General features: G+C 73.9%; 16 protein-coding genes. 8 read left to right on the top strand and 8 right to left on the bottom strand.

The features are described 5' to 3' along the window. Positions 1 to 215 precede the first annotated feature (215 nt). Positions 216 to 1,403 (bottom strand): sensor histidine kinase, encoded by a 1,188-nt coding sequence (locus ACWDCZ_RS02735; RefSeq protein WP_082346227.1) that lies wholly within the window; start codon positions 1,401 to 1,403, stop codon positions 216 to 218. 94 nt (positions 1,404 to 1,497) lie between these two features. Then, positions 1,498 to 2,235 carry a response regulator transcription factor gene (locus ACWDCZ_RS02740; RefSeq protein ID WP_181970677.1) on the bottom strand — a complete coding sequence of 246 codons (738 nt, stop codon included), beginning with the start codon at positions 2,233 to 2,235 and terminating at the stop codon, positions 1,498 to 1,500. A 561-nt stretch (positions 2,236 to 2,796) separates the two neighbouring features. On the opposite strand from ACWDCZ_RS02740, the gene ACWDCZ_RS02745 reads away from it, so the two are divergent. The 4 genes from ACWDCZ_RS02745 (at position 2,797) to ACWDCZ_RS02760 (ending at position 8,137) form a co-directional block, all read left to right on the top strand. After that, complete coding sequence (locus ACWDCZ_RS02745; RefSeq protein ID WP_449815055.1) at positions 2,797 to 3,564, top strand: rhomboid-like protein; 768 nt, start codon at positions 2,797 to 2,799, stop codon at positions 3,562 to 3,564. A gap of 228 nt (positions 3,565 to 3,792) precedes the next feature. Continuing rightward, the gene (lon, locus tag ACWDCZ_RS02750; protein ID WP_449815056.1) at positions 3,793 to 6,192 is read left to right on the top strand and encodes an endopeptidase La; all 2,400 of its coding nucleotides are present in this window, start codon (positions 3,793 to 3,795) and stop codon (positions 6,190 to 6,192) included. A 133-nt stretch (positions 6,193 to 6,325) separates the two neighbouring features. Continuing rightward, positions 6,326 to 6,901 (top strand): GtrA family protein, encoded by a 576-nt coding sequence (locus tag ACWDCZ_RS02755; RefSeq protein WP_449815057.1) that lies wholly within the window; start codon positions 6,326 to 6,328, stop codon positions 6,899 to 6,901. A 75-nt stretch (positions 6,902 to 6,976) separates the two neighbouring features. Further along, positions 6,977 to 8,137 (top strand): ROK family transcriptional regulator, encoded by a 1,161-nt coding sequence (locus ACWDCZ_RS02760; RefSeq protein WP_449815073.1) that lies wholly within the window; start codon positions 6,977 to 6,979, stop codon positions 8,135 to 8,137. A gap of 81 nt (positions 8,138 to 8,218) precedes the next feature. Here the strand turns inward: ACWDCZ_RS02760 and ACWDCZ_RS02765 are convergent, their stop codons facing one another. Next, positions 8,219 to 9,259 carry a DUF3533 domain-containing protein gene (locus ACWDCZ_RS02765; RefSeq protein WP_449815058.1) on the bottom strand — a complete coding sequence of 347 codons (1,041 nt, stop codon included), beginning with the start codon at positions 9,257 to 9,259 and terminating at the stop codon, positions 8,219 to 8,221. A 126-nt stretch (positions 9,260 to 9,385) separates the two neighbouring features. Between ACWDCZ_RS02765 and ACWDCZ_RS02770 the strand changes: the two genes are divergently transcribed. Beyond that, positions 9,386 to 9,835 (top strand): MarR family winged helix-turn-helix transcriptional regulator, encoded by a 450-nt coding sequence (locus tag ACWDCZ_RS02770; RefSeq protein WP_234348623.1) that lies wholly within the window; start codon positions 9,386 to 9,388, stop codon positions 9,833 to 9,835. A 153-nt stretch (positions 9,836 to 9,988) separates the two neighbouring features. Further along, on the top strand, positions 9,989 to 11,542 hold the full coding sequence (locus ACWDCZ_RS02775) for an MDR family MFS transporter (protein WP_049658083.1): 1,554 nt from the start codon (positions 9,989 to 9,991) through the stop codon (positions 11,540 to 11,542). A 98-nt stretch (positions 11,543 to 11,640) separates the two neighbouring features. On the opposite strand, the gene ACWDCZ_RS02780 is transcribed toward ACWDCZ_RS02775, so the two are convergent. Together ACWDCZ_RS02780 and ACWDCZ_RS02785 are read right to left on the bottom strand one after the other, a co-directional pair. Further along, positions 11,641 to 11,895, bottom strand: a complete 255-nt coding sequence (locus ACWDCZ_RS02780; protein ID WP_049658085.1) for a hypothetical protein — start codon at positions 11,893 to 11,895, stop codon at positions 11,641 to 11,643. A gap of 26 nt (positions 11,896 to 11,921) precedes the next feature. After that, the gene (locus ACWDCZ_RS02785) at positions 11,922 to 13,100 is read right to left on the bottom strand and encodes an inorganic phosphate transporter (RefSeq protein ID WP_049658086.1); all 1,179 of its coding nucleotides are present in this window, start codon (positions 13,098 to 13,100) and stop codon (positions 11,922 to 11,924) included. A 336-nt stretch (positions 13,101 to 13,436) separates the two neighbouring features. Here ACWDCZ_RS02785 and ACWDCZ_RS02790 point away from each other — a divergent pair, with 336 nt between their 5' ends. Then, positions 13,437 to 14,978 carry an NlpC/P60 family protein gene (locus ACWDCZ_RS02790; protein ID WP_449815059.1) on the top strand — a complete coding sequence of 514 codons (1,542 nt, stop codon included), beginning with the start codon at positions 13,437 to 13,439 and terminating at the stop codon, positions 14,976 to 14,978. Between the two features lie 73 nt (positions 14,979 to 15,051). On the opposite strand, the gene ACWDCZ_RS02795 is transcribed toward ACWDCZ_RS02790, so the two are convergent. Then, positions 15,052 to 17,331, bottom strand: coding sequence for an FdhF/YdeP family oxidoreductase (locus tag ACWDCZ_RS02795; protein ID WP_449815060.1), 2,280 nt, complete (start codon positions 17,329 to 17,331; stop codon positions 15,052 to 15,054). Positions 17,332 to 17,507: 176 nt separating this feature from the next. Here ACWDCZ_RS02795 and ACWDCZ_RS02800 point away from each other — a divergent pair, with 176 nt between their 5' ends. Further along, positions 17,508 to 19,364, top strand: a complete 1,857-nt coding sequence (locus tag ACWDCZ_RS02800) for a protein kinase domain-containing protein (protein WP_449815061.1) — start codon at positions 17,508 to 17,510, stop codon at positions 19,362 to 19,364. A 66-nt stretch (positions 19,365 to 19,430) separates the two neighbouring features. Here the strand turns inward: ACWDCZ_RS02800 and ACWDCZ_RS02805 are convergent, their stop codons facing one another. After that, entirely contained in the window at positions 19,431 to 21,371 is a 1,941-nt protein-coding gene (locus tag ACWDCZ_RS02805; protein WP_449815062.1) for an FAD/NAD(P)-binding protein, read from the bottom strand. Further along, complete coding sequence (locus tag ACWDCZ_RS02810) at positions 21,368 to 22,321, bottom strand: amino acid ABC transporter permease (RefSeq protein ID WP_049655456.1); 954 nt, start codon at positions 22,319 to 22,321, stop codon at positions 21,368 to 21,370. The genes ACWDCZ_RS02805 and ACWDCZ_RS02810 overlap by 4 nt, the downstream gene beginning before the upstream one ends. Positions 22,322 to 22,692 lie beyond the last annotated feature (371 nt).

Genomic DNA, 22,692 nt, shown 5'->3' on the forward strand with positions numbered 1-22,692 from the left:
CCGCTTCCTTTTGGGATGTTTGGACAGCGGGGATTAAGGCTACGCCCCTGACCAGTGATCGCGCAGTCCCCGGGGCCCAGGCGTCGCCCAGATCACAGTGCTGACCTGCACTTTGGCTGAAAAAGTGCGTTAGAAAGCCGTATCTGAGGGGAACCGATCAGCGCCGAACAGGGGGCATACCGGGGCCAAAGCGGACAAAAACCCGGCCAAATCCTCTAACGATCTTCGTAGACCGCTGTGTCGGATCTGTGACAAATGTCCCGACCGTCGCTCTGACGCCGTGCGGGCAGCCGGACCTCGATCCGGCAGCCGCGCGGGGACTCGGCCACCGCGATCCGTCCGCCGTGCAGGTCCACCGCCCAGCGGGCGATGGCCAGGCCCAGTCCGGTGCCGCCGTCCGAACCCGGTCCGGCGGCGGTCGCGGTGCCGCTGCGGCTGAACCGCTCGAAGACCCGGGAGCGGTCGGCCGGCGGGATGCCGGGGCCCTCGTCCTCGACCTCCAGCAGCAGGCCGCCCTCCTCGCCCTCCGGCCTCGCCCGCACCGTCACGGTGCCGCCGGGCGGGGAGTGCTTGCAGGCGTTGTCGACCAGGTTGGCGACCACCTGGTGGAGCCGTTCCGGGTCCGCCACGCCGGTCAGGCCGGTCGGGCTGACCTCCAGGGCTAGCCGGACGTCCCCGCGCCGGGAGAAGGCGCCGCCGGCCGTCGCGCCGTCCACGGTGACCCCGCGCAGCACGCCGTCCAGGAACTCGCGCACCTCGAAGGGGCGGGCGTCCAGGGCGACCACGCCGTCGTCGATCTTGGAGAGGTCGAGCAGGTGGGTGACCAGGCGGCCGAGCCGTTCGGTCTGCTCCAGGGCCGCCCCCAGGGTGGCCGGATTGGGCTGGACGACGCCGTCCACCACGTTCTCCAGGACGGCGCGCAGCGCGGCGATCGGTGTGCGCAGTTCGTGCGAGACGTTGGCGACCAGCTCGCGGCGGTGCCGGTCGGCGGCCTGGAGGTCGGCGGCCATGGCGTTGAAGGCGGCCGCCAGCTCGCCGATCTCGTCGCGCGAGTTCACCTCGACCCGGCGGCTGTAGTCGCCGGAGGCCATCGCGCGGGCGGCGGCCGTCATCTCGCGCAGGGGGGCGGTCAGCCCGTGCGCGAGGAACTGCATGAAGAGCAGTGAGGCGATCATGGAGAAGACCATGATGATCCGGATCTGGGTCTCGGACCGGATCGCCACGACCACCATCCCGGTGGCCAGGCACACGGAGACGATCACGAGCAGGGTGAGCTTGCCCTTGATCGAGCGGACCGGGTCGAGCGGCCGGATGTCGGCCCAGACCCGGCGGGCGGCACGGGCGGCCAGGTTCTGCGGCCGCGTGTCGGCGGATTCCCCGTTGCGTTGCTGTGGAAAGGTCATCGGTTCCTTGTGGTCCCCGCGGTGTCGGCCCGCGTGGTGGCACGGCGTCGTCCGGGCTGCGGGCCCCCCGGTGGCCCGTCGCCCGAGGAGGGCCCTAGGAGAGCGGGGCCTCCAGCGCGTATCCGACACCGTGGACGGTGCGGATCCAGCTGGCGCCGATCTTCCGGCGCAGCGCCTTGACATGGCTGTCCACCGTGCGGGTGCCGGAGGCGTCGGTCCAGTCCCAGACCTCGGCCAGCAGCTGCTCGCGGGTGAGCACGGCGCGCGGCTGGGCGGCCAGGCAGGCGAGCAGGTCGAACTCGGTCGGCGTCAGGTGGACGTCGCCCGAGGCCAGTCGGACCCGGCGCTGCACGTGGTCGATCTCCAGCTCGCCGAACCGCAGGCTGCCCAGCGCGGGCGTGCGGGCGGCCTGCTGGGCGCGCTCGACGCGGCGCAGCAGGACGTTGACGCGGGCGGCCAGTTCGCGCATCGAGAACGGCTTGGTCATGTAGTCGTCCGCGCCGACGCCGAGGCCGACCAGCAGGTCCGTCTCGTCGTCGCGGGCGGTCAGCATCAGCACCGGCACCGGGCGCTGGGCCTGGATCCGGCGGCACACCTCCAGGCCGTCGAAGCCGGGCAGCATGATGTCGAGGACCACCAGGTCCGGCTGCCAGGTGTGGAAGCCGTCGACCGCGCCGGGGCCGTCGTGGGCCACGGCGACCTTGAAGCCCTCGGCGCCCAGCCGGGCGGCGATCGACTCGGCGATCGTGGGCTCGTCCTCCACCACCAGGACTCTGCGCTGGCTGCTCACAGTGCCGCCGGCGTTGTGGTTGTCCTGCTGAATCTCTGTCACGGTCACGCCACCGCCCCCAGGGCTGCGGGCCGGCCACCTGTGGGGATGGCGGGGCTCCGCTCGTAGTCTTGTTCCGTCGTGGACTGTGCCGGGTCCGCCGTCCCGTCGCGCGATCGGGAGCCGAGGACGGATGGTCGGCCGCCCACTTCTCCCGCGCACTTCGCAGCGTACGGACAGCGGATGCTTCCCGGCAGGTGGACCGGACGTTTCCGGCCCGTGGGCCGGCTGTCGGGCCGCCCTCGGACCCACTGCACGAGTGGGCACGGGCCGATACCTTACCCGTCGAATTTTCTCTGCGTAACGGTACGTATGCAGTGCAGTTGACGCCAAGTCGCCGGTCAGAGGCCCTGGTGCCCCGTTTATGGGGAGAAGGTCTGGACCAATGTCGGGAATCCGGCGGTCCGCTACGGCGACGGTCTTCACGGGCTTCTTTCAGGTGCCTCTCAGAACCTCGACGTACCGTGGCCACGTGAGCGCCCGGCCGGGCGGAATCCGCGGCGCGCGCCGGTACGTTGGGCATCCGGCGGGGAGCCGGTGGCTGCGGCGTGGAGCGGAGGCGGCATGGCGGGACTCGGGCGGGGTGCCGACGGGTACGGGAGTGCGGGGGCGCCGTACGGAATGCTCCGCCTCGGGCTGCGCACCGGCGTCCTGGAATGGCTGCTGGAACGGGTGCCGACGCCCCGGAGAACGCCCTTCACGCTCGGGTACCTCGCCGTCGTGGGAGCCACCACGACCTTCGCCCGGCTCGCCGATCCGGAACTCGTCCAGCGTCTGCAGGAGGCCTCCAGTTCGGACGGCCACAACCTGCTCCAGCATCCTTTGCGCGCCCTTGTGCTGAGCGGGTTCTGGGTGGCCGGCGAGGTGTGGATGCCGTACCTGTGGGGATTCGCCCTCACCCTCGCCCCGCTGGAGCGCAGGGTCGGCCCGGCCCGGGCCGCGGCGGTGTTCGCGGCCGGGCATGTCGCGGCGACGCTGCTCTCCCAGGGCGTGGTGATCACCGCGGTGGAGACCGGGCGGATGGCGCCGGAGGCGATGGACTACCTGGACATCGGGGTCAGCTACGGCGTGCTCGCCTGCCTGGGCGCGGTGGCCGGGCTGCTCTCCTGGCGCGGGCGGCTGCTCGCGCTGGGCGGCGCCGGGCTGATGATCGCCGAGCAGATCGCCACCGACAAGGACGTGATCACCGGGGTGGGGCACCCGGCCGCGGTGCTGACCGGGGTCGCGCTGTGGCGCTGGCTGCGCCGGGCCGAGCGGCGCCCGCCCCGGCCGCGCCCGGCCGCCGCGACGGCCGCGGGCGCTGCGCCCGCGCGGGTGCGTGCGGCGCGCTGACGCCTGTGCGTTAGGCGCGTCTGCGCCGTCGCCCGGTCGGACCTCCCTGGACTCGCGGGGCTCCCCGTCGGGACTTTTCGAGGCGTGTCCGGTGCTCTTTTGACGAAGTCGGGTGCCGCGCTTTCCCCGCCGATTCCTGTTCGCTCACGGCGAACAGGGGGCCGGGAACATCCGGCGCTCGTGAAGCCTTAGTCAGGTCGACTCAAGTTCACTGACTGGGGAGAGATCATGGCATCGACGTCCACACCGCTCACCCTGCCCGTGCTGCCGCTCGACGACGAGGTCGTCCTGCCGGGCATGGTCGTCCCGCTGGACCTGAAGGACACCGAGGTGCGCGCCGCCGTCGAGGCCGCCCGGGCCGCCGCCACCGGCGCCGGCAAGCCGCAGGTCCTGCTGGTCCCGCGGGTGGACGGCTCGTACGCGGCGGCCGGCACGCTGGCCACCGTGGAGCAGGTCGGCCGGCTGGCCGACGGGGAGCCGGCCGCGCTGGTGCGCGCCGTGCGCCGGGTCCGGATCGGGGTCGGCACCACCGGCCCCGGCGCCGCCCTCTGGGTGGAGACCACGCCGTTCACGGAGTCCTCGGTGGGCACCCCGGTGGCCGGCCGGGCCGCCGAGCTGGTCAAGGAGTACAAGGCGCTGTCCACCCAGTGGCTGCGCAGGCGCGGCGCCTGGCAGATCGTCGACCGGGTGGCGCAGATCGAGGGCGTCGGCGAGCTCGCCGACAACATCGGCTACGCGCCCTTCGCCACCGCCGAGCAGAAGCTCAAGGTGCTGCTGGAGGCCGACCAGGTCGCCCGCCTGGAGTACGCGCTCGCCCTGCTGCGCGACCACCTCGCCGAGGAGGAGGTCAACGACACCATCCGCAAGGACGTCGAGGAGGGCGTGGCCAAGCAGCAGAAGGAGTTCCTGCTCCGCCGCCAGCTGGAGGCCGTCCGCAAGGAGCTGGCCGAGCTGAACGGCGACCCGGCCGACGAGGAGGGCGACTACCGCGCCCGGGTCGAGGCCGCCGACCTGCCGGAGAAGGTCCGCGAGGCCGCGCTCAAGGAGGTCGACAAGCTGGAGCGCTCCTCCGAGCAGTCGCCCGAGGGCTCCTGGATCCGCACCTGGCTGGACACCGTCCTGGAGCTGCCCTGGAACGAGCGCACCGAGGACGCGTACGACATCGCCGGCGCCCGCGCGGTGCTGGACGCCGACCACGCCGGCCTGGCCGACGTGAAGGAGCGGATCGTCGAGTACCTGGCCGTCCGCAAGCGCCGGGCCGACCAGGGCCTTGGGCTGATCGGCGGCCGCCGCGGGGGAGCGGTGCTGGCCCTGGTCGGGCCGCCCGGAACGGGAAAGACCTCGCTCGGAGAATCGGTGGCCCGCGCCATGGGCCGGAAGTTCGTCCGGGTCGCGCTCGGCGGCGTCCGGGACGAGGCGGAGATCCGCGGCCACCGGCGCACCTACGTCGGCGCGCTGCCCGGCCGGCTGGTGCGGGCGATCAAGGAGGCCGGCTCGATGAACCCGGTCGTCCTGCTCGACGAGATCGACAAGGTCGGCTCCGACTACCGGGGCGATCCGGCCGCCGCCCTGCTGGAGGTGCTGGACCCGGCGCAGAACCACACCTTCCGGGACCACTACCTGGAGGTCGAGCTCGACCTCTCCGACGTCGTCTTCCTCGCCACCGCCAACGTGCTGGAGTCCATCCCCGGGCCGCTGCTCGACCGGATGGAGCTGGTCCGGCTGGACGGCTACACCGAGGACGAGAAGGTCGTCATCGCCCGCGACCACCTGCTCCCGCGCCAGCTGGAGAAGGCCGGTCTGGGCGGCGGGCAGGTCACCGTGGACGAGCCGGCGCTGCGCAGGCTCGCCGGAGAGTACACCCGGGAGGCGGGCGTCCGCACCCTGGAGCGCTCGATCGCCCGGGTGCTGCGCAAGATCGCCGCACAGGCCGAGCTGGGCGAGCGCGAGCTGCCCGCCGCGGTCGGCGCCGAGGATCTGCGGGCCCTGATCGGCCGGCCGCACCACGTGCCGGAGTCCGCCCAGGAGCCGGCCGAGCGCCGTACCGCCGTCCCCGGCGTGGCCACCGGCCTCGCGGTGACCGGCGCCGGCGGCGACGTCCTCTACATCGAGGCCTCGCTGGCCGACGCCGAGACCGGCGGCACCGGGCTGACCCTCACCGGGCAGCTGGGCGACGTGATGAAGGAGTCCGCGCACATCGCGCTCTCCTACCTGCGCTCGCGCGGCGCCGAGCTGGAGCTGCCGGTCACCTCGCTGCGCGACCGCGGCGTGCACCTGCACATCCCGGCCGGGGCCATCCCCAAGGACGGGCCGAGCGCCGGCATCACCATGACCACGGCGCTGGCCTCGCTGCTCTCCGGGCGCAAGGTGCGCACCGACGTGGCGATGACCGGCGAGGTGTCGCTGACCGGGCGGGTGCTGCCGATCGGCGGGGTGAAGCAGAAGCTGCTCGCCGCCGACCGGGCCGGGGTCACCACGGTGATCATCCCCAGGCGCAACGAGGCCGACCTGGACGACGTCCCGGCCGAGGTGCTGGAGCGGCTCACCGTCCACCCGGTGGCGGACGTCCGGGAGGTGCTGGAGCTGGCGCTGGAGCCGGCCGGGGCCGCGGTGCTGGTCGCCGCCTGACCGGCTCGCCCCGGCCGCCGCTCCGACCGCCGCCCGGGCCGCCCGAGCGGCGGTCCGGGCGGCCCGTCGGCGCTCCGCGGGGGCCGCGGCGGTCTGCGGGGCCGACGGCACCCCCGCGTGCGAGACTGCGGAGATGCCGTCCCCCACGCAGCGGGCCCTGGCCCGGGTGCCCGCGCGGCTGCGCCCGTTCCTGGTGCGGCACCGCCGGCTGGTGAAGTTCCTGCTGGTCGGGAGCGGCTGCTTCGCGCTCACCACGGTGATCGACTTCGAGCTCAAGTTCACCGTGCTGGAGCACAAGCCGGTGGTCGCGCTGACCGTCGCGACGGTGATCGGCACCGTCGTCTCGTACGTGCTGAACCGCCGCTGGGCCTTCCGGGCCCTGCGGGCCGACGGCCGGCGGCGCGAGGTGCTGGTGTTCATCCTGGTCAGCGCGGTGGCGATCGCCGTCAACGACGTCCCGCTGGCGGTCTCCCGGTACCTCCTGGACCTGCGCGAGCCGTACGTCGACCCGCTCCGCCAGGAGGTCGCGGACTTCCTCAGCGGGATGGTCGTCGGCACCTTCGTGGCGATGCTGTTCCGCTACTGGGCGATCCGGCGGTGGGTCTTCCCGCCCGCCGGGACGGCCCCGGCCGAGCCCGTCCCGGTGCCGACGACGGTGCCCCCGGAACCCGGCTACGCTGCACCCGAGATGCCACGGGATGTGCCGTAAGGACGTAAAAGGGGCGAGGTGAGCCTTGTGCACGAGTCCGACCCCGCCCGGACCGGGCCCGCCAGCCAGCAGGGGATGCGCCGGGCCAACCTGGCCCTGGTGCTCGGGACGATCGCGAGCGGGCCGCGCTCGCGCGCCGAGGTGGCCGCCGGGACGGGGCTGACCAGGGCCGCCGTCTCCTCGCTGGCCGAACAGCTGATCGCCGCCGGCCTGGTGGTCGAGGAGGGCCCCGCCGCGCCCAGCGGCAAGGTCGGCCGCCCCGGCACCGCCCTCGGCCTCAACCCGGCCGGGCCCGGCGGCCTCGGCGCCGAGATCGGCGTGCGGCACCTGGGCGCCTGCGTGGTCGACCTGCGCGGGGAGGTCCGCGCCTGGCGGCGCCGGGAGGTCTCCAACCACGGCCGCGAGCCCGCCGCCGTGATGGCCGACCTCGCCCACCTGCTGCACGAGGCCGTCGCCGAGTCGGGGCTGCGCCCGGCCGCCCTCACCCTGGCCGTGCCCGGGCTGGTCGGCGGCTCCGGCGGGATGCTCCAGCGGGCCGCCAACCTGGGCTGGCAGGACGTCCCGCTGGCCGCCGCCCTGCGCCCCGCGCTGCGGACGGCCGGGGGCGGACTGGCCGACCTGCCGATCGAGGCGGACAACGAGGCCAACCTCGGCGGACTGGCCGAGCGCTGGCTGGGCGAGGGCCCGGAGGACTTCCTGTACGTCTCCGCCGAGGCCGGGGTCGGCGCGGCGATCGTGGTCGGCGGCCGGCTGCTGCGCGGGGCGGGCGGCTTCGCCGGCGAGTTCGGCCACGTGCCGGTCCACCCCGACGGGCTCCGCTGTGCCTGCGGGGCGCACGGCTGCCTGGAGCAGTACGCGGGCGAGGCGGCGGTGCTGCGGGCGGCCGGCCTGACCGGGGCCCGCGGCGACTGGGTGGCCCTGCTCGCCGACCGCGCCGGGGCCGGGGACCCGGCCGCCCGCGCGGCGCTGGCCGGGGCCGGTACGGCGCTCGGCACCGCGGCCGCCGGCGCGGTCAACCTGCTGGACCCGGCCGAGGTGGTGCTGGGCGGCGGCTACGCCCGGCTGGCGCCCTGGCTGCTGCCCGCGATGTGGGCCGAGCTGGCCGCCCGGGTGACGGTGCGGCCCTGGTCGGAGGAGCGGCTGACGGTCTCCCGGCTGGGCCGCCGGGGCCCGCTGCTGGGCGCGGCGGTGCGGGTCGTCCGGGCCGTCGTGGCCGACCCGGGCCCGGTCGGGTAGCGGCGCGCCCCGGCGGCGAACGCGCCCGAGCCCCCGGCCGTGGCGGCCGGGGGCTCGGTGACGATCAGGCGGGTGCGGGGCTCAGCCCTCGGCGGCGGCCAGTTCGCGGCCGCCGGAGCGCGGGCCGCGCAGCACGGCCAGCAGGGCGACGCCGATGCCGATCAGTGCCCAGACCACCATGACCAGGATCGGCAGCCCCAGGTTGGTGGAGCCGAAGTAGGCGACCGACTTGGTGGCGGTGGTACCGGCGCCGTTGGGGATCCAGGAGCCGATCGCCCGCCAGAACGGCGGCGTCATCGGCGCCGGGTAGACCCCGCCCGCGCTCGGGTTGCCGAGCACCACGAAGATCAGCACCGCGACGCCGATCCCGAGGATGTCGAACAGGCACTGCAGCGCCATGGTGAACGCGCCGACCGTGAACACCACCAGGGCGCCGATGGCGCTCAGTCCGAGGACCGAGCCCGGCAGGGCGTCCAGCACCGGCCCGGCGATCACCGTGCCGAGGACGCCGGCGCCGACCGAGTACACCGCGAGGACGCCGAGGCGGATCAGCAGGCGGTGGGTGTTGGCCGGCTTGGAGCCCGCGCTGATGCCCAGGATCGAGGCGACCAGGTAGCCGCCGACGCACCAGCCGATCACCAGGTAGAAGGCGGAGAGGCCGTTGGTGTCGCCCTTGGCGAGCGGCACCACGTCGTGGACCTTGACCGTACGGCCCTGGGACTGGTCGATCGCGGTGGTGATGGACTCGGCGGCCTTGGCGGCGGAGGTGCCGCGGGCGCTGCCGACCAGCAGGGTGTCCTGGGTGGAGGTCGGGTCCACGACCAGTGCGGCGTAGAGCTTCTGGTCCTTGATCAGCTGGGTCGCCGTCTCGGCGTCCGGCGCGGTGCTGGCGCGGACGGCGTCGTTCGGCACCGACTCCAGCGCGCCGACCAGCTTGGGGGCGACCTGCGGCGGGGCGACCACCGCGATGGAGAGGTTCTGCGGGGCGGGCTTGTGCAGCGCCCCGATGTAGGAGGTGATGAAGCCGAGCTGGAGCAGCAGCACGCCGATCACGAGCAGTGCCGCGCGCGGGGTGACCGCGCTCTTCAGTTCGGCGATGAAACCCTGCCCCGGGGCTGCCATCCACATCTCCTCGTGTAATGGGGAAAAACGGTACTTCCAGAACCGATACTTCATACCATGAAGTAGTTGGCTTGTCGCACCGGCCGCGCCGGGCCGCCGCCGGTGTCGCTGCGCGATACTGGCGCGGTGAGTGACGAGGAATCCCTGGTGGCGGTGGAGCGCGAGGTCGCGCTGATGTTCCGACGGGGCCGGGCCAGAGTGGCGGAACTCTCACGGCGGGTGCACCCCGGGCTGGAGGGGATGGCGTACAGCCTGCTCGGCTACATCGAGCAGGCCGGGCCGGTGCGGGTGACCGACGTCGGCGCGCACTTCTCGGTCGGCAAGGCGACGGTGAGCCGGCAGGTCCGGACGCTGGAGGAGCTGGGCCTGGTGGCCCGGGAGACGGACCCGCTGGACCGCCGGGCCGCGCTGGTCTCGCTCACCGAGGACGGGCGGCGGCGCTACCTGGCCGCGCAGGGCGTCCGGATGCGGCGGGTGCGCGAGGTGATGGGCGGCTGGTCGCCGGAGGACGTGACCCGTTTCGCGGAGCTGCTGCACCGCTTCAACGACGTGCTGGGGGAGTCGGCGGCCGACTGACCGGGCGGTCCCCGGCGGTGCGACAGGGCCCGTAGCTGCGGGTTTTACTTGCCCTTGAAGAAAGTTGCCTTATTCAACCATCTCGTTTTATGGTTGCTTACGGCAACGAAATTTCATGATCCGCGCATCCCGCCCGCCCGCCGAAGGACCCAGATGACCGTGACCACCGAGGCCGCGAGCGGAACCGCCGCCGCGGCCGACAGTCCCCAGATGACGCACCGGCAGGTGATGGAGGCGCTCTCCGGCCTGCTGCTCGGCCTGTTCGTGGCCGTGCTCTCCTCGACCGTCGTCTCCAACGCCCTGCCGCACATCCTGGCCGACCTGCACGGCGGCCAGTCCGCGTACACCTGGGTGATCACCGCGGCCCTGCTCACCCTCACCGCCTCCACCCCGATCTGGGGCAAGCTCTCCGACCTCGTCAGCAAGAAGCTGCTGCTCCAGATCGCCCTGCTGATCTACATCGGCACCTCGGCGCTGGCCGGCCTCTCGCAGAACACCGGCGAGCTGATCGCCTGCCGCGCGCTCCAGGGCGTCGGCGCCGGCGGTGTCGTGGCGCTCGGCCAGATCTGCCTGGCCGCGATGGTCCCGCCGCGCGAGCGCGGCCGGTACAGCGGCTACTTCGGCGCGGTCTTCGCGCTCGCCACCATCGGCGGGCCGCTGATCGGCGGCGTCATCGTGGACACCTCCTGGCTGGGCTGGCGCTGGTGCTTCTACGTCGGCATCCCGTTCGCGCTGGTCGCGATCCTGGTGGTGCAGCGCACCCTCAAGCTGCCGCTGGTCAAGCGCAAGGCGAAGATCGACTACCTGGGCGCGCTGGTCATCACCGCCTCGGTCAGCCTGCTGATGATCTGGATCACCCTGGCCGGAAAGAACTACGCCTGGCTGTCCTGGCAGACCGCGGCCATGGTCGGCGGCGGCCTGGTGCTGGGCGTCCTGGCCGTCGTGATCGAGCGCCGCGCCGCCGAGCCGATCATCCCGCCGAGCCTCTTCAAGTACCGCACCGTCACCCTGGCCGCCATCGCCAGCGTGCTGGTCGGCGTCGGGATGTACGGCGCGACCACCTTCCTCAGCCAGTACTTCCAGCTGGCCCGCGCCAAGTCCCCGACCATGGCCGGCCTGATGACCCTGCCGATGATCCTCGGCCTGGCGGTCTCCTCCGCGGTGGCCGGCCGGCTGATCACCAAGTACGGCAAGTGGAAGGCCTACCTGGTCTCCGGCACCGCGCTGCTCGCCATCGGCTTCGGCCTGCTGGGCACCGCCCGGGCCGACACGAACTACGCGCTGCTCTCCCTCTACATGGCGATCACCGGCGTCGGCCTCGGCCTGACCAGCCAGAACCTGGTGCTCGCGGTGCAGAACACGGTGCCCCGGCACGAGCTCGGCGCGGCCAGCTCGGTGGTCACCTTCTTCCGCACCATGGGCGGCGCGATGGGCGTCTCCGCGCTCGGCGCGCTGATGACCAACAAGGTCGGCCACTACCTGGCCGAGAACCTGGCCGCGGCGCACGTCCCGGCCTCGCCCGCGGCGACCGGCGGCGGCATCCCGGACCTGGCCAAGCTGCCGGCCCCGATCGTGCCGCTGGTGACGGACGCCTTCGGCCACGGCGTCGGCACCGTCTTCCTGTGGGCCGCCCCGTTCGCGGCGCTGGCCTTCGTCACCGTCCTCTTCATCCGGGAGACCGTGCTGAGGACCACCCAGGAGGGCTGACCGGCCGGCGGGACCGACCGCGGCAGGGATGCGCGAACGGGCCGGGGAGTGTGGAGACACTCCCCGGCCCGTTCCGTCGTGCGCGGTGCGTGCGGTGGCTAGTGGCCGGCGATCAGGGACAGCCCGTAGAGGACGACCCCGCCGCACAGGGCGAAGCAGACGTACGCGCCGGCCAGGGCCAGCCGCCCGCCGCCCGCGGCTCCGGCGGTGCCCTCGCCCGTACCGGCGGCGCTCACCGCGGCCTCGCGGCGGGACAGCGCCAGGATGCCGAGCGCGAAGACGGCGACCACGGCGACGGTGATGCCGAAGCTGAGACCGGCGGTCTGGGCCAGGGCGTTCCACTTGATGTGCATGGTGAGTGCTCCTCAGCCGGTGGCGCTCAGGCCGCGACGGTGGTCGAGGCGGGGGTGGGGGTGTTCGCGGTACCGGCCGGTGCGACCTCGACCGGGGTGACGTCGACGTCGTTGACGTTGTCCGCTCCGACCGGCTGGCGGCGGGAGATCACCCACATCGCGGCCGCGCCGGCCACCAGCACGGCACCGACCAGGGCGACGCCCCAGCTGCCCTGCTCGGCCAGCAGGGCGGCGCCGCCGGAGACCACCGCGGCGGCCGGCAGGGTCAGGCCCCAGGTGTAGACCATGCGGCGGACCAGGCTCCAGCGCAGCTCGCCCTTCGGGCCGCCGAGGCCGGCGCCCATGATGCCGCCGGAGCAGACCTGGGTGGTGGAGAGGCCGAAGCCCATGTGCGAGGAGGTCAGGATGACGGTCGCGGCGGCCGACTCGGAGGCGAAGCCCTGCGGCGGGCGGATGTCCGCCAGGCCCTTGCCCATCGAGCGGATGATCCGCCAGCCGCCCATGTAGGTGCCGAGCGCGATCGCCGCGCCGGCGGAGACGATCACCCAGGTGGGGGGCAGCGCGCCGTGCGGCAGGGCGCCGACCGAGACCAGGGTCAGGGTGATGATGCCCATCGTCTTCTGGGCGTCGTTGGTGCCGTGCGCGAGCGAGATCAGCGAGGAGGAGAAGACCTGGCCGGTCTTGAAGCCCTTCTCGGTGGTCGCGGTGTTGCCCTTGCGGGTGATCGCGTAGGCCAGCTTGGTGGCGCCCCAGGAGGCCAGTCCGGCGACGAAGGGGGACGCGACGGCCGGGATGAGGATCTTGGTGACCACGGTGTCGAAGTTGACGCCGCTCGTGCCGACGCCGACGATCGTGGCGCCGATCAGGCCGCCGTACAGGGCGTGCGAGGAGCTGGACGGCAGGCCGCGCAGCCAGGTCAGCAGGTTCCAGAGGATCGCGCCGGCCAGGGCGGCGAAGATGATCTCGGGATGGACGCCGGCCTTCTCGTTGACGATGCCGCCGGAGATGGTGGTGGCGACCTTCACGGACAGGAACGCGCCCGCGAAGTTGAGCAGGGCCGCGATGGTGACCGCGACCTTCGGACGAAGGGCCCCGGTCGCGATCGCGGTGGCGGCCGCGTTGGCGGTGTCGTGGAACCCGTTGGTGAAGTCGAAGGCGAGCGCCGTGATGATCACAACGGCTACCAGGAACGAGATGTGTTCCATACCCAAACAATCGTCGTAGTTGTCGCACGGACGTTGGTGACGTCGCGACCGTAGGTCTGCTTGGTAAACGGAAGGTGAACTGGGTCGGGAATCGTGGTTCCAATGGTTGACTCGCAGTGACCACTGGGTTTCGTCGGGGTGACATACGGCGCGCTGAACTGGACATTAGCGAAGAACGCGCCGGTTCGACCCGGTTTGCTGAGAGCTGTCTCACAGGTCAATCGAGAATTAACCTCCCAGTCCGCATGCGCCCTGTTTCCGGTGAGTAACCCGTGGGAGGATCTGCGGGATCCGGGAAGCCGGGACAGGGGCAGTGCGCGGCGGGGAGGACCAGCCATGGGCGGGGCGGGACAGAGAGCGGAGACGGCACGCGTACGGCCCTGGGTACGGGCGGCACTGCGCTGCGGAGCCGTCCTCGCGGCCGCGGCGCTCGCGCTGCCGGTCGGCGCGGCGGCCGCCTGGGCCGCACCCGACCCGGGGGCCGGGCAGGTCGTCGCCGGCGCGGACCCGCTCGCCGACGCCAAGGCCACCCTCGGCCCGCTGCTCGACCGGCTGCACGCGCTGTACCAGAGCGCCGAGGCCGCCACCGAGCAGTACAACGGCGCCGTCGCCAAGGCGGCGGAGCAGCAGACCTCGCTCACCGACCTCCAGGGCCGGCAGGACCGCCAGCAGAAGCAGGTCGACGCCGGCACCGACATCGCCTCCCAGCTCGCCGCCGCGCAGTACCGCAACGGGTCCGCCTCGGCCTACGCCGAGCTGCTGCTCTCCAAGGACCCGTACGAGGCGGTCGTCATCGCCGAGCTGCTCGCCTCGGCCAGCCGCTCGCAGTCGGAGTTCCTGGACAAGCTGAAGAGCGACCGGGACGCGCTGGACGGGCTGAAGAAGCAGACTGAGGAGGCGCTGAAGACCTCCCAGGCGCTGGTCGCCCAGCAGGACGCGGCCAAGGCCAAGGCCGCCTCCGACCTGGCCGCCGTCGAGCAGACGGTCGCCACCCTGACCGGCGCCCAGCGGGCCGAGCTGGAGCAGCTGGAGAAGGCCAAGGCGGACGAGGCGCAGCTCGCGTTCCTCGCCTCCGGGGCGCTCGGCAAGGGCGAGCGCACGCCCTCCCAGCAGGGGCGCGGGGCCATCGCCTTCGCGCTGGCGCAGGTGGGCAAGCCGTACCTGTGGGGCGGCACCGGCCCGGACGCCTACGACTGCTCGGGCCTCACCTCGCAGGCCTGGCTGCACGCCGGCCGGCCGATCCCGCGCACCAGCCAGGAGCAGTGGGCGCAGCTGCCGCACGTGGCGCTCAACCAGCTGCGGCCCGGCGACCTGGTGGTGTACTTCCAGGACGCCTCGCACATCGGGATGTACATCGGTGGCGGGCTGATCGTGCAGGCGCCGCGGCCCGGGGCGTTCATCAAGATCTCGCCGATCGGCTCGATGCCGATCCTCGGCGCCGTCCGGCCGGACCCGACCGGTGCGGCGGACGAGGCCGGCGGCGCCTGGAAGGTGCCCGACCTCCCGGCGAACTGGGACTCCGTGACGCCGATCGCGCCGAGCCCGGCCAACCAGGTGCCGGCCCCGCCGGCCACGGGCGGCACGGTGACGCCGCCGGCCGTGCCGGGCACGCCGACCGACCCGGGCACGCCGAGCACGCCGGGCGGGACCGGTACGCCGACCGACCCGGGGACGCCGTCGGGCGGCACGCCGACCACGACCCCGACCACGACCCCGACCGGGACGCCGACCGGGCCGGGCACCCCGAGCGGGACCGGCACGCCCACCCCGACCGGGACGGGCACCCCGACGGGGAGCCCGAGCGGCACCGGTTCGGCGACCGCCACGGCCGCGGGCAGTGCGACGGCGACGCTGCCGCTGGGCACCCCGACGCACTGACGCGCCGGACAGGCAACGAGGAGGCCGCCCCACGTCACCGGACGTGGGGCGGCCTCCGTGCTGTCCGGGACGGCTAGGCGCCGCTGTCGGGGGCGAAGCGGATCACGACCGCCTTGGAGGTCGGGGTGTTGCTGATGTCGGCGGTGGAGTCCAGCGGCACCAGCACGTTGGTCTCGGGGTAGTAGGCCGCCGCGCCGCCGCGGGCGACGGGGTAGTGGACGACCCGGAAGTGCGGGGCGCGGCGCTCCACGCCGTCGCTCCACTCGCCGACCAGGTCGACGTACCCGCCGTCGGTCAGCCCCAGCTCCTCGGCGTCCGCGGGGTTGACCAGGACCACCCGGCGGCCGCCCTTGATGCCGCGGTAGCGGTCGTCGAGGCCGTAGATCGTGGTGTTGTACTGGTCGTGCGAGCGCAGGGTCTGGAGCAGCAGCCGGCCCGGCGGGACCTCGGGGGCGGTCAGCGGGTTGACGGAGAAGTTGGCCTTCCCGGTCGCGGTCGGGAAGGTGCGGGTGTCCCGGGGGCCGTGCGGCAGGGTGAAGCCGCCGGGGCGGCGGACCTTCTCGTTGAAGTCCTCGAAGCCCGGGACGACGCGGGAGATCCGGTCCCGCAGGGTGTCGTAGTCGGTGGCGAAGTCCTCCCACGGCACGGTGTCCCGCGGCCCGAGCACGGTGCGGGCCAGCCGGCAGACGATCGCGGTCTCGGAGAGCAGGCCGGGGGCCGGCGGGCGCAGGCCGCCGCGCGAGGCGTGCACCTGGCCCATCGAGTCCTCGACGCTGACGAACTGGGCGCCGCGTGCGCTGACGTCCCGGTCGGTGCGGCCGAGGGTGGGCAGGATCAGGGCGCGGGCGCCGGTGACCACGTGCGAGCGGTTGAGCTTGGTGGAGACGTGGACGGTCAGCCGGCAGTTGCGCATCGCGGCCTCGGTGACCTCGGTGTCCGGGGTGGCCGCGACGAAGTTGCCGCCCATCGCGAAGAAGACCCCGATCCGGCCGTCGCGCATGGCGCGGATGGTGTCCACCGAGTCGAGGCCGTGCTCGCGCGGCGGCTCGAAGCCGAACTCCCGGCCCAGGGCGTCCAGGAAGGCGTCGCCGGGGCGCTCGAAGATGCCCATCGTCCGGTCGCCCTGGACGTTGCTGTGCCCGCGCACCGGGCAGACCCCGGCCCCGGGGCGGCCGACGTTGCCGCGCAGCAGCAGGAAGTTGACCACCTCGCGGATGGTCGGCACGGCGTGCTTGTGCTGGGTGAGGCCCATCGCCCAGCAGACGATGATCTTCTCGGACTTCAGCACCAGCCGGCCGAGCTCCTCGATCTGCTCCCAGGGCAGGCCGGTCGCGGCGAGCACCTCGGCGCGGTCGGTCCGCCGCGCCTGGGCCTCGAACTCCTCGAAGCCGTAGCAGTGTTCGGCGACGAAGTCGCGGTCGACGCCGTCCTGCTCCAGGACGATCCGGTTCAGCGCGCGGAACAGCGCGAGGTCCCCGCCGAGGCGGATCTGCAGGAAGAGGTCGGTCAGCTTGGTGCCGTGGCCGACCAGGCCGCGCGCGTGCTGCGGGTTCTTGAACCGCTCCAGGCCGGCCTCCGGCAGCGGGTTGACGCTGACGATCGTGGCGCCCGCCCGCTTGGCGCGCTCCAGCGCGGAGAGCATCCGGGGGTGGTTGGTGCCCGGGTTCTGGCCGGCCACGATGATCAGGTCGGCCTGGTAGAGGTCCTTCAGGCTGACGCTGCCCTTGCCGACGCCGAGCGTCTCGGTGAGCGCCGAGCCGGAGGACTCGTGGCACATGTTGGAGCAGTCCGGCAGGTTGTTGGTGCCGAGCCGGCGGGCGAACAGCTGGTACGCGAAGGCGGCCTCGTTGCTGGTCCGGCCGGAGGTGTAGAAGGCGGCGCCGTCCGGGGTGTCCAGGGCCTTCAGCTCCTCGGCGACGAGCGCGAAGGCGTCGTCCCAGGAGACCGGCGTGTAGTGGGTGGCGCCCTCGTCCAGCAGCATCGGCTGGGTGAGCCGGCCCTGTTGGCCCAGCCAGTAGCCGGAGCGCTCGGCCAGGTCGGCGACCGGGTGGGCGGCGAAGAACTCGGCGCGGACGCGGCGCTCGGTGGCCTCCTCGGCGACGGCCTTGGCGCCGTTCTCGCAGAACTCGGCGGTGTGCGGCTTGTCCGGCTCCGGCCAGGCGCAGCCGGGGCAGTCGAAGCCGTCCTGCTGGTTGACCTTGAGCAGGGTGGCCAGGGTGCGGCGGGCGCCCATCTGCTCGGCGGCCATCCGCAGGCTGTGGCCGACGGCGGGCAGCCCGGCGGCGGCGTGCTGGGGCGCGGACACCTCGGGGGCGTCCTGCGCCGGGTCGCTCTGCGGGGCCTGCTTGGCCATGGCCGCTCTCCTCGGGCTCTGCTGGTGCGTACCGCCGCCTTCGTGCGGGGGTTCGATTCCATCCTTCCACCTGGCCGGGGGCCGGGGGAGGGGCGGGCGGGGAGGGGCGACGGCGGGGCGAAGGGCGGCGGCCGGCGTCGGTAGAGTCTGGGCGTCATGGCGGGAGGGGAGCGCGCGTGCGAGTCGGGGACGTCCTGGACGGCCGGTACGAGCTGGTGGAGAAGCTCGGGCAGGGCGGGTTCGGGGTGGTGTGGCGGGCCGAGGACACCCGGATGGGGCGGCCGGTGGCGGTCAAGGTCATCGGGCACCACGGCGGCGACCGGGCGAAGGCCGCGCTGCGGTTCGTCCGGGAGGCCGGCGCGGCCGGCAACCTCTCGCACCCGCACATCGTCACGGTGCACGACCTCGGGCAGTGCGAGCTCGGCGGCGAGGAGGTCACCTACCTGGTGATGGAGCTGCTCACCGGCCGCACCCTCACCGAGGTGCTGGAGGCGGGGGTGCCCGAGCCCGGGCTCAGCCTGCGCTGGGGGCGGCAGATCAGCGGCGCGCTGGCGGCCGCGCACGACGCGGGCATGGTGCACCGGGACATCAAGCCGGACAACGTGATGATCACCGACGCCGGGCACCTGAAGGTGCTGGACTTCGGCATCGCCCAGCTGGACACCGGCGCGGGCGGGCTGACCACCACCGGGACGATCGTCGGCAGCCCGGCGTACATGGCGCCCGAGCGGTGGACCGGCGGCCGGGTGGACGGGCGGGCCGACCTGTACGCGCTGGGCTGCGTCCTGGTCGAACTCTTCACCGGGGCACGGCCGTTCGGCGGGGACTCGACGCCGGTGCTGATGTACCAGCACCTCAACGAGGTGCCCGCGCCGCTGGACCCGGCGCAGTTCGGGCTGCCGCCGCAGGTGGCCGGGCTGGTCGCGGAGCTGCTGGCGAAGGACCCGGCGGACCGGCCGGCCGACGCCCGTACGGTCGAGCGGCGGCTCGCCGAGCTGGCCGGGTGGGCGGGCGGCCGGGCGGGTGCGCCGGCGCCGGCACCGACGGTGGTGGAGCGGCCGGCGCCGGTGGAGCGTCCGACGCCGGTGGTGCCGCCTCCGCCGAGCGCCCCGCCGGTCGTCCCCGCGCCCGCCGTTCCCCCGCCTGCCGTTCCCGTTCCCGTTCCCGCCGCGCCGCCCGCCGTCCCGTCGGTGCTGCCGCCGCTGACCACGCCGCCGGTGACGGCCGCGCCGCCCTCCGAGGCCGTACGGGCCGGGCTGCGCGAGCGCCGGTCGGCCGCGTACCGGGCGGCGACGGCCGGCGAGTCGGCGATGCTCCTGCAGACCGTCGCCCAGGAGTGCGTGACCGTGCTCGGCGCGAGCGACCGGGACACCCTGTGCACCTGGCGGGACTTCGCGTGGTACCTCAGCCGGACCGGGGACCTGAACGGCGCGATCCGGCTGCTGACCGCCCTGGTGGGCGACATGCGCTCGGCGCTCGGCCCGCTCGACCCGGACACCCTCGGCGCCCGCTACCACCTGGTCTGGTGCGTCGGCGAGAGCGGTGCGCCGATCACCACGATCCGGCTGATGCACGAGCTGCTGCCCGACCTGCACGCCGCCTGGGGCCCGTACGACCCCCGGGTCCTGAAGGCCCGGCACGACCTCGCGCTGCACCAGGCCAACCGGGGCGACCCGCAGGGCGCGGTGATCCAGCTGCACGGGCTGCTGCCGGACCTCGCCCGGGTGCTGGGCGAGCAGCACCCGAGCACCGTGCAGGCCTGGCAGGACCTGGCCGGGTACCAGCGGCAGCTGGCCGAGGCCGGCCGCAAGGGGCCGGGGCCGCGCCGCCGGACGCCGCGGATGAGCCCGATGGAGGCGCTGGTGCTGGTGCGGCGGCTGCGGGTGTGGGACTTCGCCACCGACGAGCAGGCCCGGGCCTGCATGGACGCGCTGGACCGGGGGATCGGCCTGAAGGGCGTCGCGGACGTGGTGTTCGACGCGCCGGACCACGTCTCGGACGAGGACCTGGTGGAGGAGATCTTCGGGGCCTGAGCGCCGCCGCCACGGCGCCCAGGCCACGCCGGTGCCGTCGCCGCGGTGCTCAGGCCGATACCGCCGTCACCGTGCGCACGCCGCCAGCGCCGGGGCGGCCGCCGGGAGCGCGGCCAGGGCCCGGAGCAGGGCGCGGGCGGCGGCGTCGTTCTGCCGGAAGCCGGGGGCGTCGGTGCGGGGGCGGGCGAAGGCGGCGGCCGCGCGCAGGCTGGTGTGCGGGCCGAGGGCGGTGCGGCGCGGGTGCGGGGCGCCGCCGAGGGCCGGGTCCAGCAGCCGGCTGTCGGCGGCGGCGATGGTGACCAGGCCGGAGCGATGGGTGTAGTCCGGGTCGGTGACCACTTCCTCGACGATCCGTCCGGTGCGGTGCAGTTCGCCGAGCACCGGGTCCAGGGTGCGGGCCAGCGCGTGCTTGGGCAGGTACGCCTCGACCAGGGCCGTCGCGGTGACGTGGTGGCCGGGCACGGTGGCGCCGGAGGCCCGCCAGGTGCCGCTCGCCTCGTCCCGTTCGATCCGTACGTCCGCGCCGAGGAAGCGCACCACCCCGGCCTCGGAGAGGGCGAGCAGCTGGCGCAGCCGGAACCCGGGCGGGCCGGAGGCGAGGAAGCTGAAGTAGCCGAAGAACCACTCGTCCACCTCCTCGGCGAGGGAGCGGGCGGTGAGCCGGCCGCTGGCGACGACCCGGGGGAGCCGGCCGAACAGCGAGAGCAGGGCGAGGAAGGCGCCGAGGTCGGCGCTGTGCGCGGGGTCGGCGCGGCGGTCGGCGTCGGCGGTGACGTACCCGCGCAGGTGTGCCTGGAGCTCCTCGTCGGTGCCGAGTTCGAGCCCGGCCAGCGGGTGGTCGAGCCGTTCGAAGTCGATCCGGTCGGCCGGGTCGGGGACGGCCTCGGCGACCAGGGCGGCGAGTTCGGGGGAGTACCAGGCGTGCCGGTCGTAGCGGGCGAGGAACTCCGGCCAGGGCAGGGCGGTGCGCCCGGGGTGGGCGTGGAACAGCTCGTGGTAGTGCCCGAAGGCGATCTCCTTGGCCATCAACGGCCAGAAGTCGCGCCGCAGTTCGAGCTGTCCGCCGGTGGCGAGCACGGCGTCCACGGCGGCCTCGTCGAAGTACCGGGGGAGCGGGGCGGGCGGCCCCTGGAGCCGGTAGCCGGTCTTGGAGTGGTACGGGACGCCGCGCCGGGAGCCGAGGTGGAGCACCGGCTCGCGGCCGGAGGGGAGGTAGCGCAGCGCGGGCCCGTTCCCGGTGGGCTCGAAGCGGCCGCCGCGGCCCTCGGTGAGCAGGGCGACCAGGTCCACCGAGGCGAGGCCGAGGCCGCGCAGCACCACGTGTTCGCCGGGGGCGAGGGCGGCCAGGTCGTCGGCCGCGTCGGCGGAGTAGGCGGGCGGGAGGTGGAAGCGGCCGTGCCGGGCGGCGAACCGGGCGTCGGCGGCGTAGCGCGGGTGCGGGACGGAGTCGAGGTGGCCGAGGGTGAGCACGACGTGGTCGGCGGCGAGGGTCCGGTCGCCGAGGCGGACGGTCTGCGGGCCGTCGGCCGGGCCCTCGATCCGGTGGACGGTGTCGCGGTGGACGGTGACCGTCACGTGCGCCGGCAGTTCGGCGACGGCGCGGCGGAACACCCAGTCCAGGTAGGCGCTCTGGGCCCGGCGGGTGGGGAAGTCGGTGGGGGCGAGGGTGCGCAGCTCGGCCCGGACGGCCGGGTCGGCGACCTCCCGGTAGGGCGCGAACTCCTCCTGCCGGGGCGCCCATTCGGCGAGCGAGGGGCCGGGGCGGACCGGTCCGTCGAGGGTGGAGCGCTCGTCGGTGAACATGGTGACGTCCTCGGCCATCGAGTTCATCCGCAGCAGCGGGGACTGGTCGTGGCGCCAGATCCGGCCCGCGCCCGGCGGGTACGGGTCGACCAGGTGGATCGCCAACGGCCGGTCGGCGGGCAGGAGTTCGGCGGCGTTGGCGGCGATCCGCTCCAGCAGCCCGGTGCCGCGCGGGCCGGCGCCGACGATGACGAGCTCCGTCATGCCCGCACCACCTTGACGAGGGCCGCGCGGGCCCGCTGCAGCGGCGTGGGCGGCAGGCCGTCGCGGGTGGCGCCCCGGGCGAAGCGGCGCTCCACGTAGTACTGCCCGATGGACAGCAGGGTGGTGACCACCAGGTACCAGATGGTGGCGACCATCAGCATCGGGATGACCTGGTACGACTGGAGGTAGACCAGCTGCACCGAGTAGAGCAGGTCGGAGACGGCCAGCACGCTGACGATGCTGGTGCCCTTGAGCGCGCCGATCAGCATGTTCCCGGCGGTCGGCACGATCGCCCGCATCGCCTGCGGCACCACGATCCGGCGCAGCACCCGCCACCGGCCGAGCCCGAGCGCGGCCGCCGCCTCCAGCTGGCCGCGGTCGACGGAGAGGATGCCGCCGCGGATCACCTCGGCGGCGTACGCGGTCTCCAGCAGGGTGAGGCCGATGACGGCGGTGAGGGTGGGGCCCATCAGGTTGACGGTCTTGACCGTGACGAACTCGGGGCCGAACGGGATGCCCAGGCCGAGGGTCGGGTAGAGCGCGCCGATGTTGAAGAAGAACAGCAGCTGCACCAGTGGCGGGGTGGAGCGGAACACCCAGATGTAGCCCCAACTGAGCGTGCGCAGGACGGGGTTGTCGGACAGCCGCATGGTGGCGAGGACGGTGCCGAGCACGAAGCCGAGGGCGAGGGTGGCGGCGGTCAGCCAGAGGGTCAGGGCGAGGCCGTCGAGCACGGAGCGGGCGGTGAACCAGTCGGCGACCACGCTCCACTGGAAGGCCTTGTTGCGGACCACCGAGTTGACCGCCATCGCGGCCAGCAGCAGGGCGACGGCGGCCGCGGCCCACTGGCCGGGCTTGCGGCGGGCGACGATCCGGGCCTCGGGGGCGGGCGGCGCGTCGGGGCGGTCGAGGAGGGCGGGGGCGGGCAGGACGTCCTGCGGGGTGGCCATGGCGGCGGCTCCTGGGCGGAGTGCGGGCGGGGAGAGGTACGGCGGTGGTCACGTACGGGGGCGGCGGCCCGTGTCCCTCAACACGGCCGGCGCGTGGCACTGCACTCCGCGTCGATCGTACGCACGCGCGATCGACGGCTGTCAAGGGTGGTCGGGGGTGCCGGACGGCTTCGTCGAAGCGCGTCGAAAAACCGACAGGAGATCGCAACAGTGCGGCAATGATGGATGGTTGACGTACCGATCGGCCGACTGTTCAACTTGGGGCCATGTACGCCGAGCAGCCCCTGGTCACCCGCGACCACATCGACTTCGGTCGGGTGTGGTCCGCGGCGTGTCGCGGCTGACCCGGCAGCGGGCCGCCCGTCCGGCCT

The organism is Kitasatospora sp. NPDC001225 (assembly GCF_053597855.1).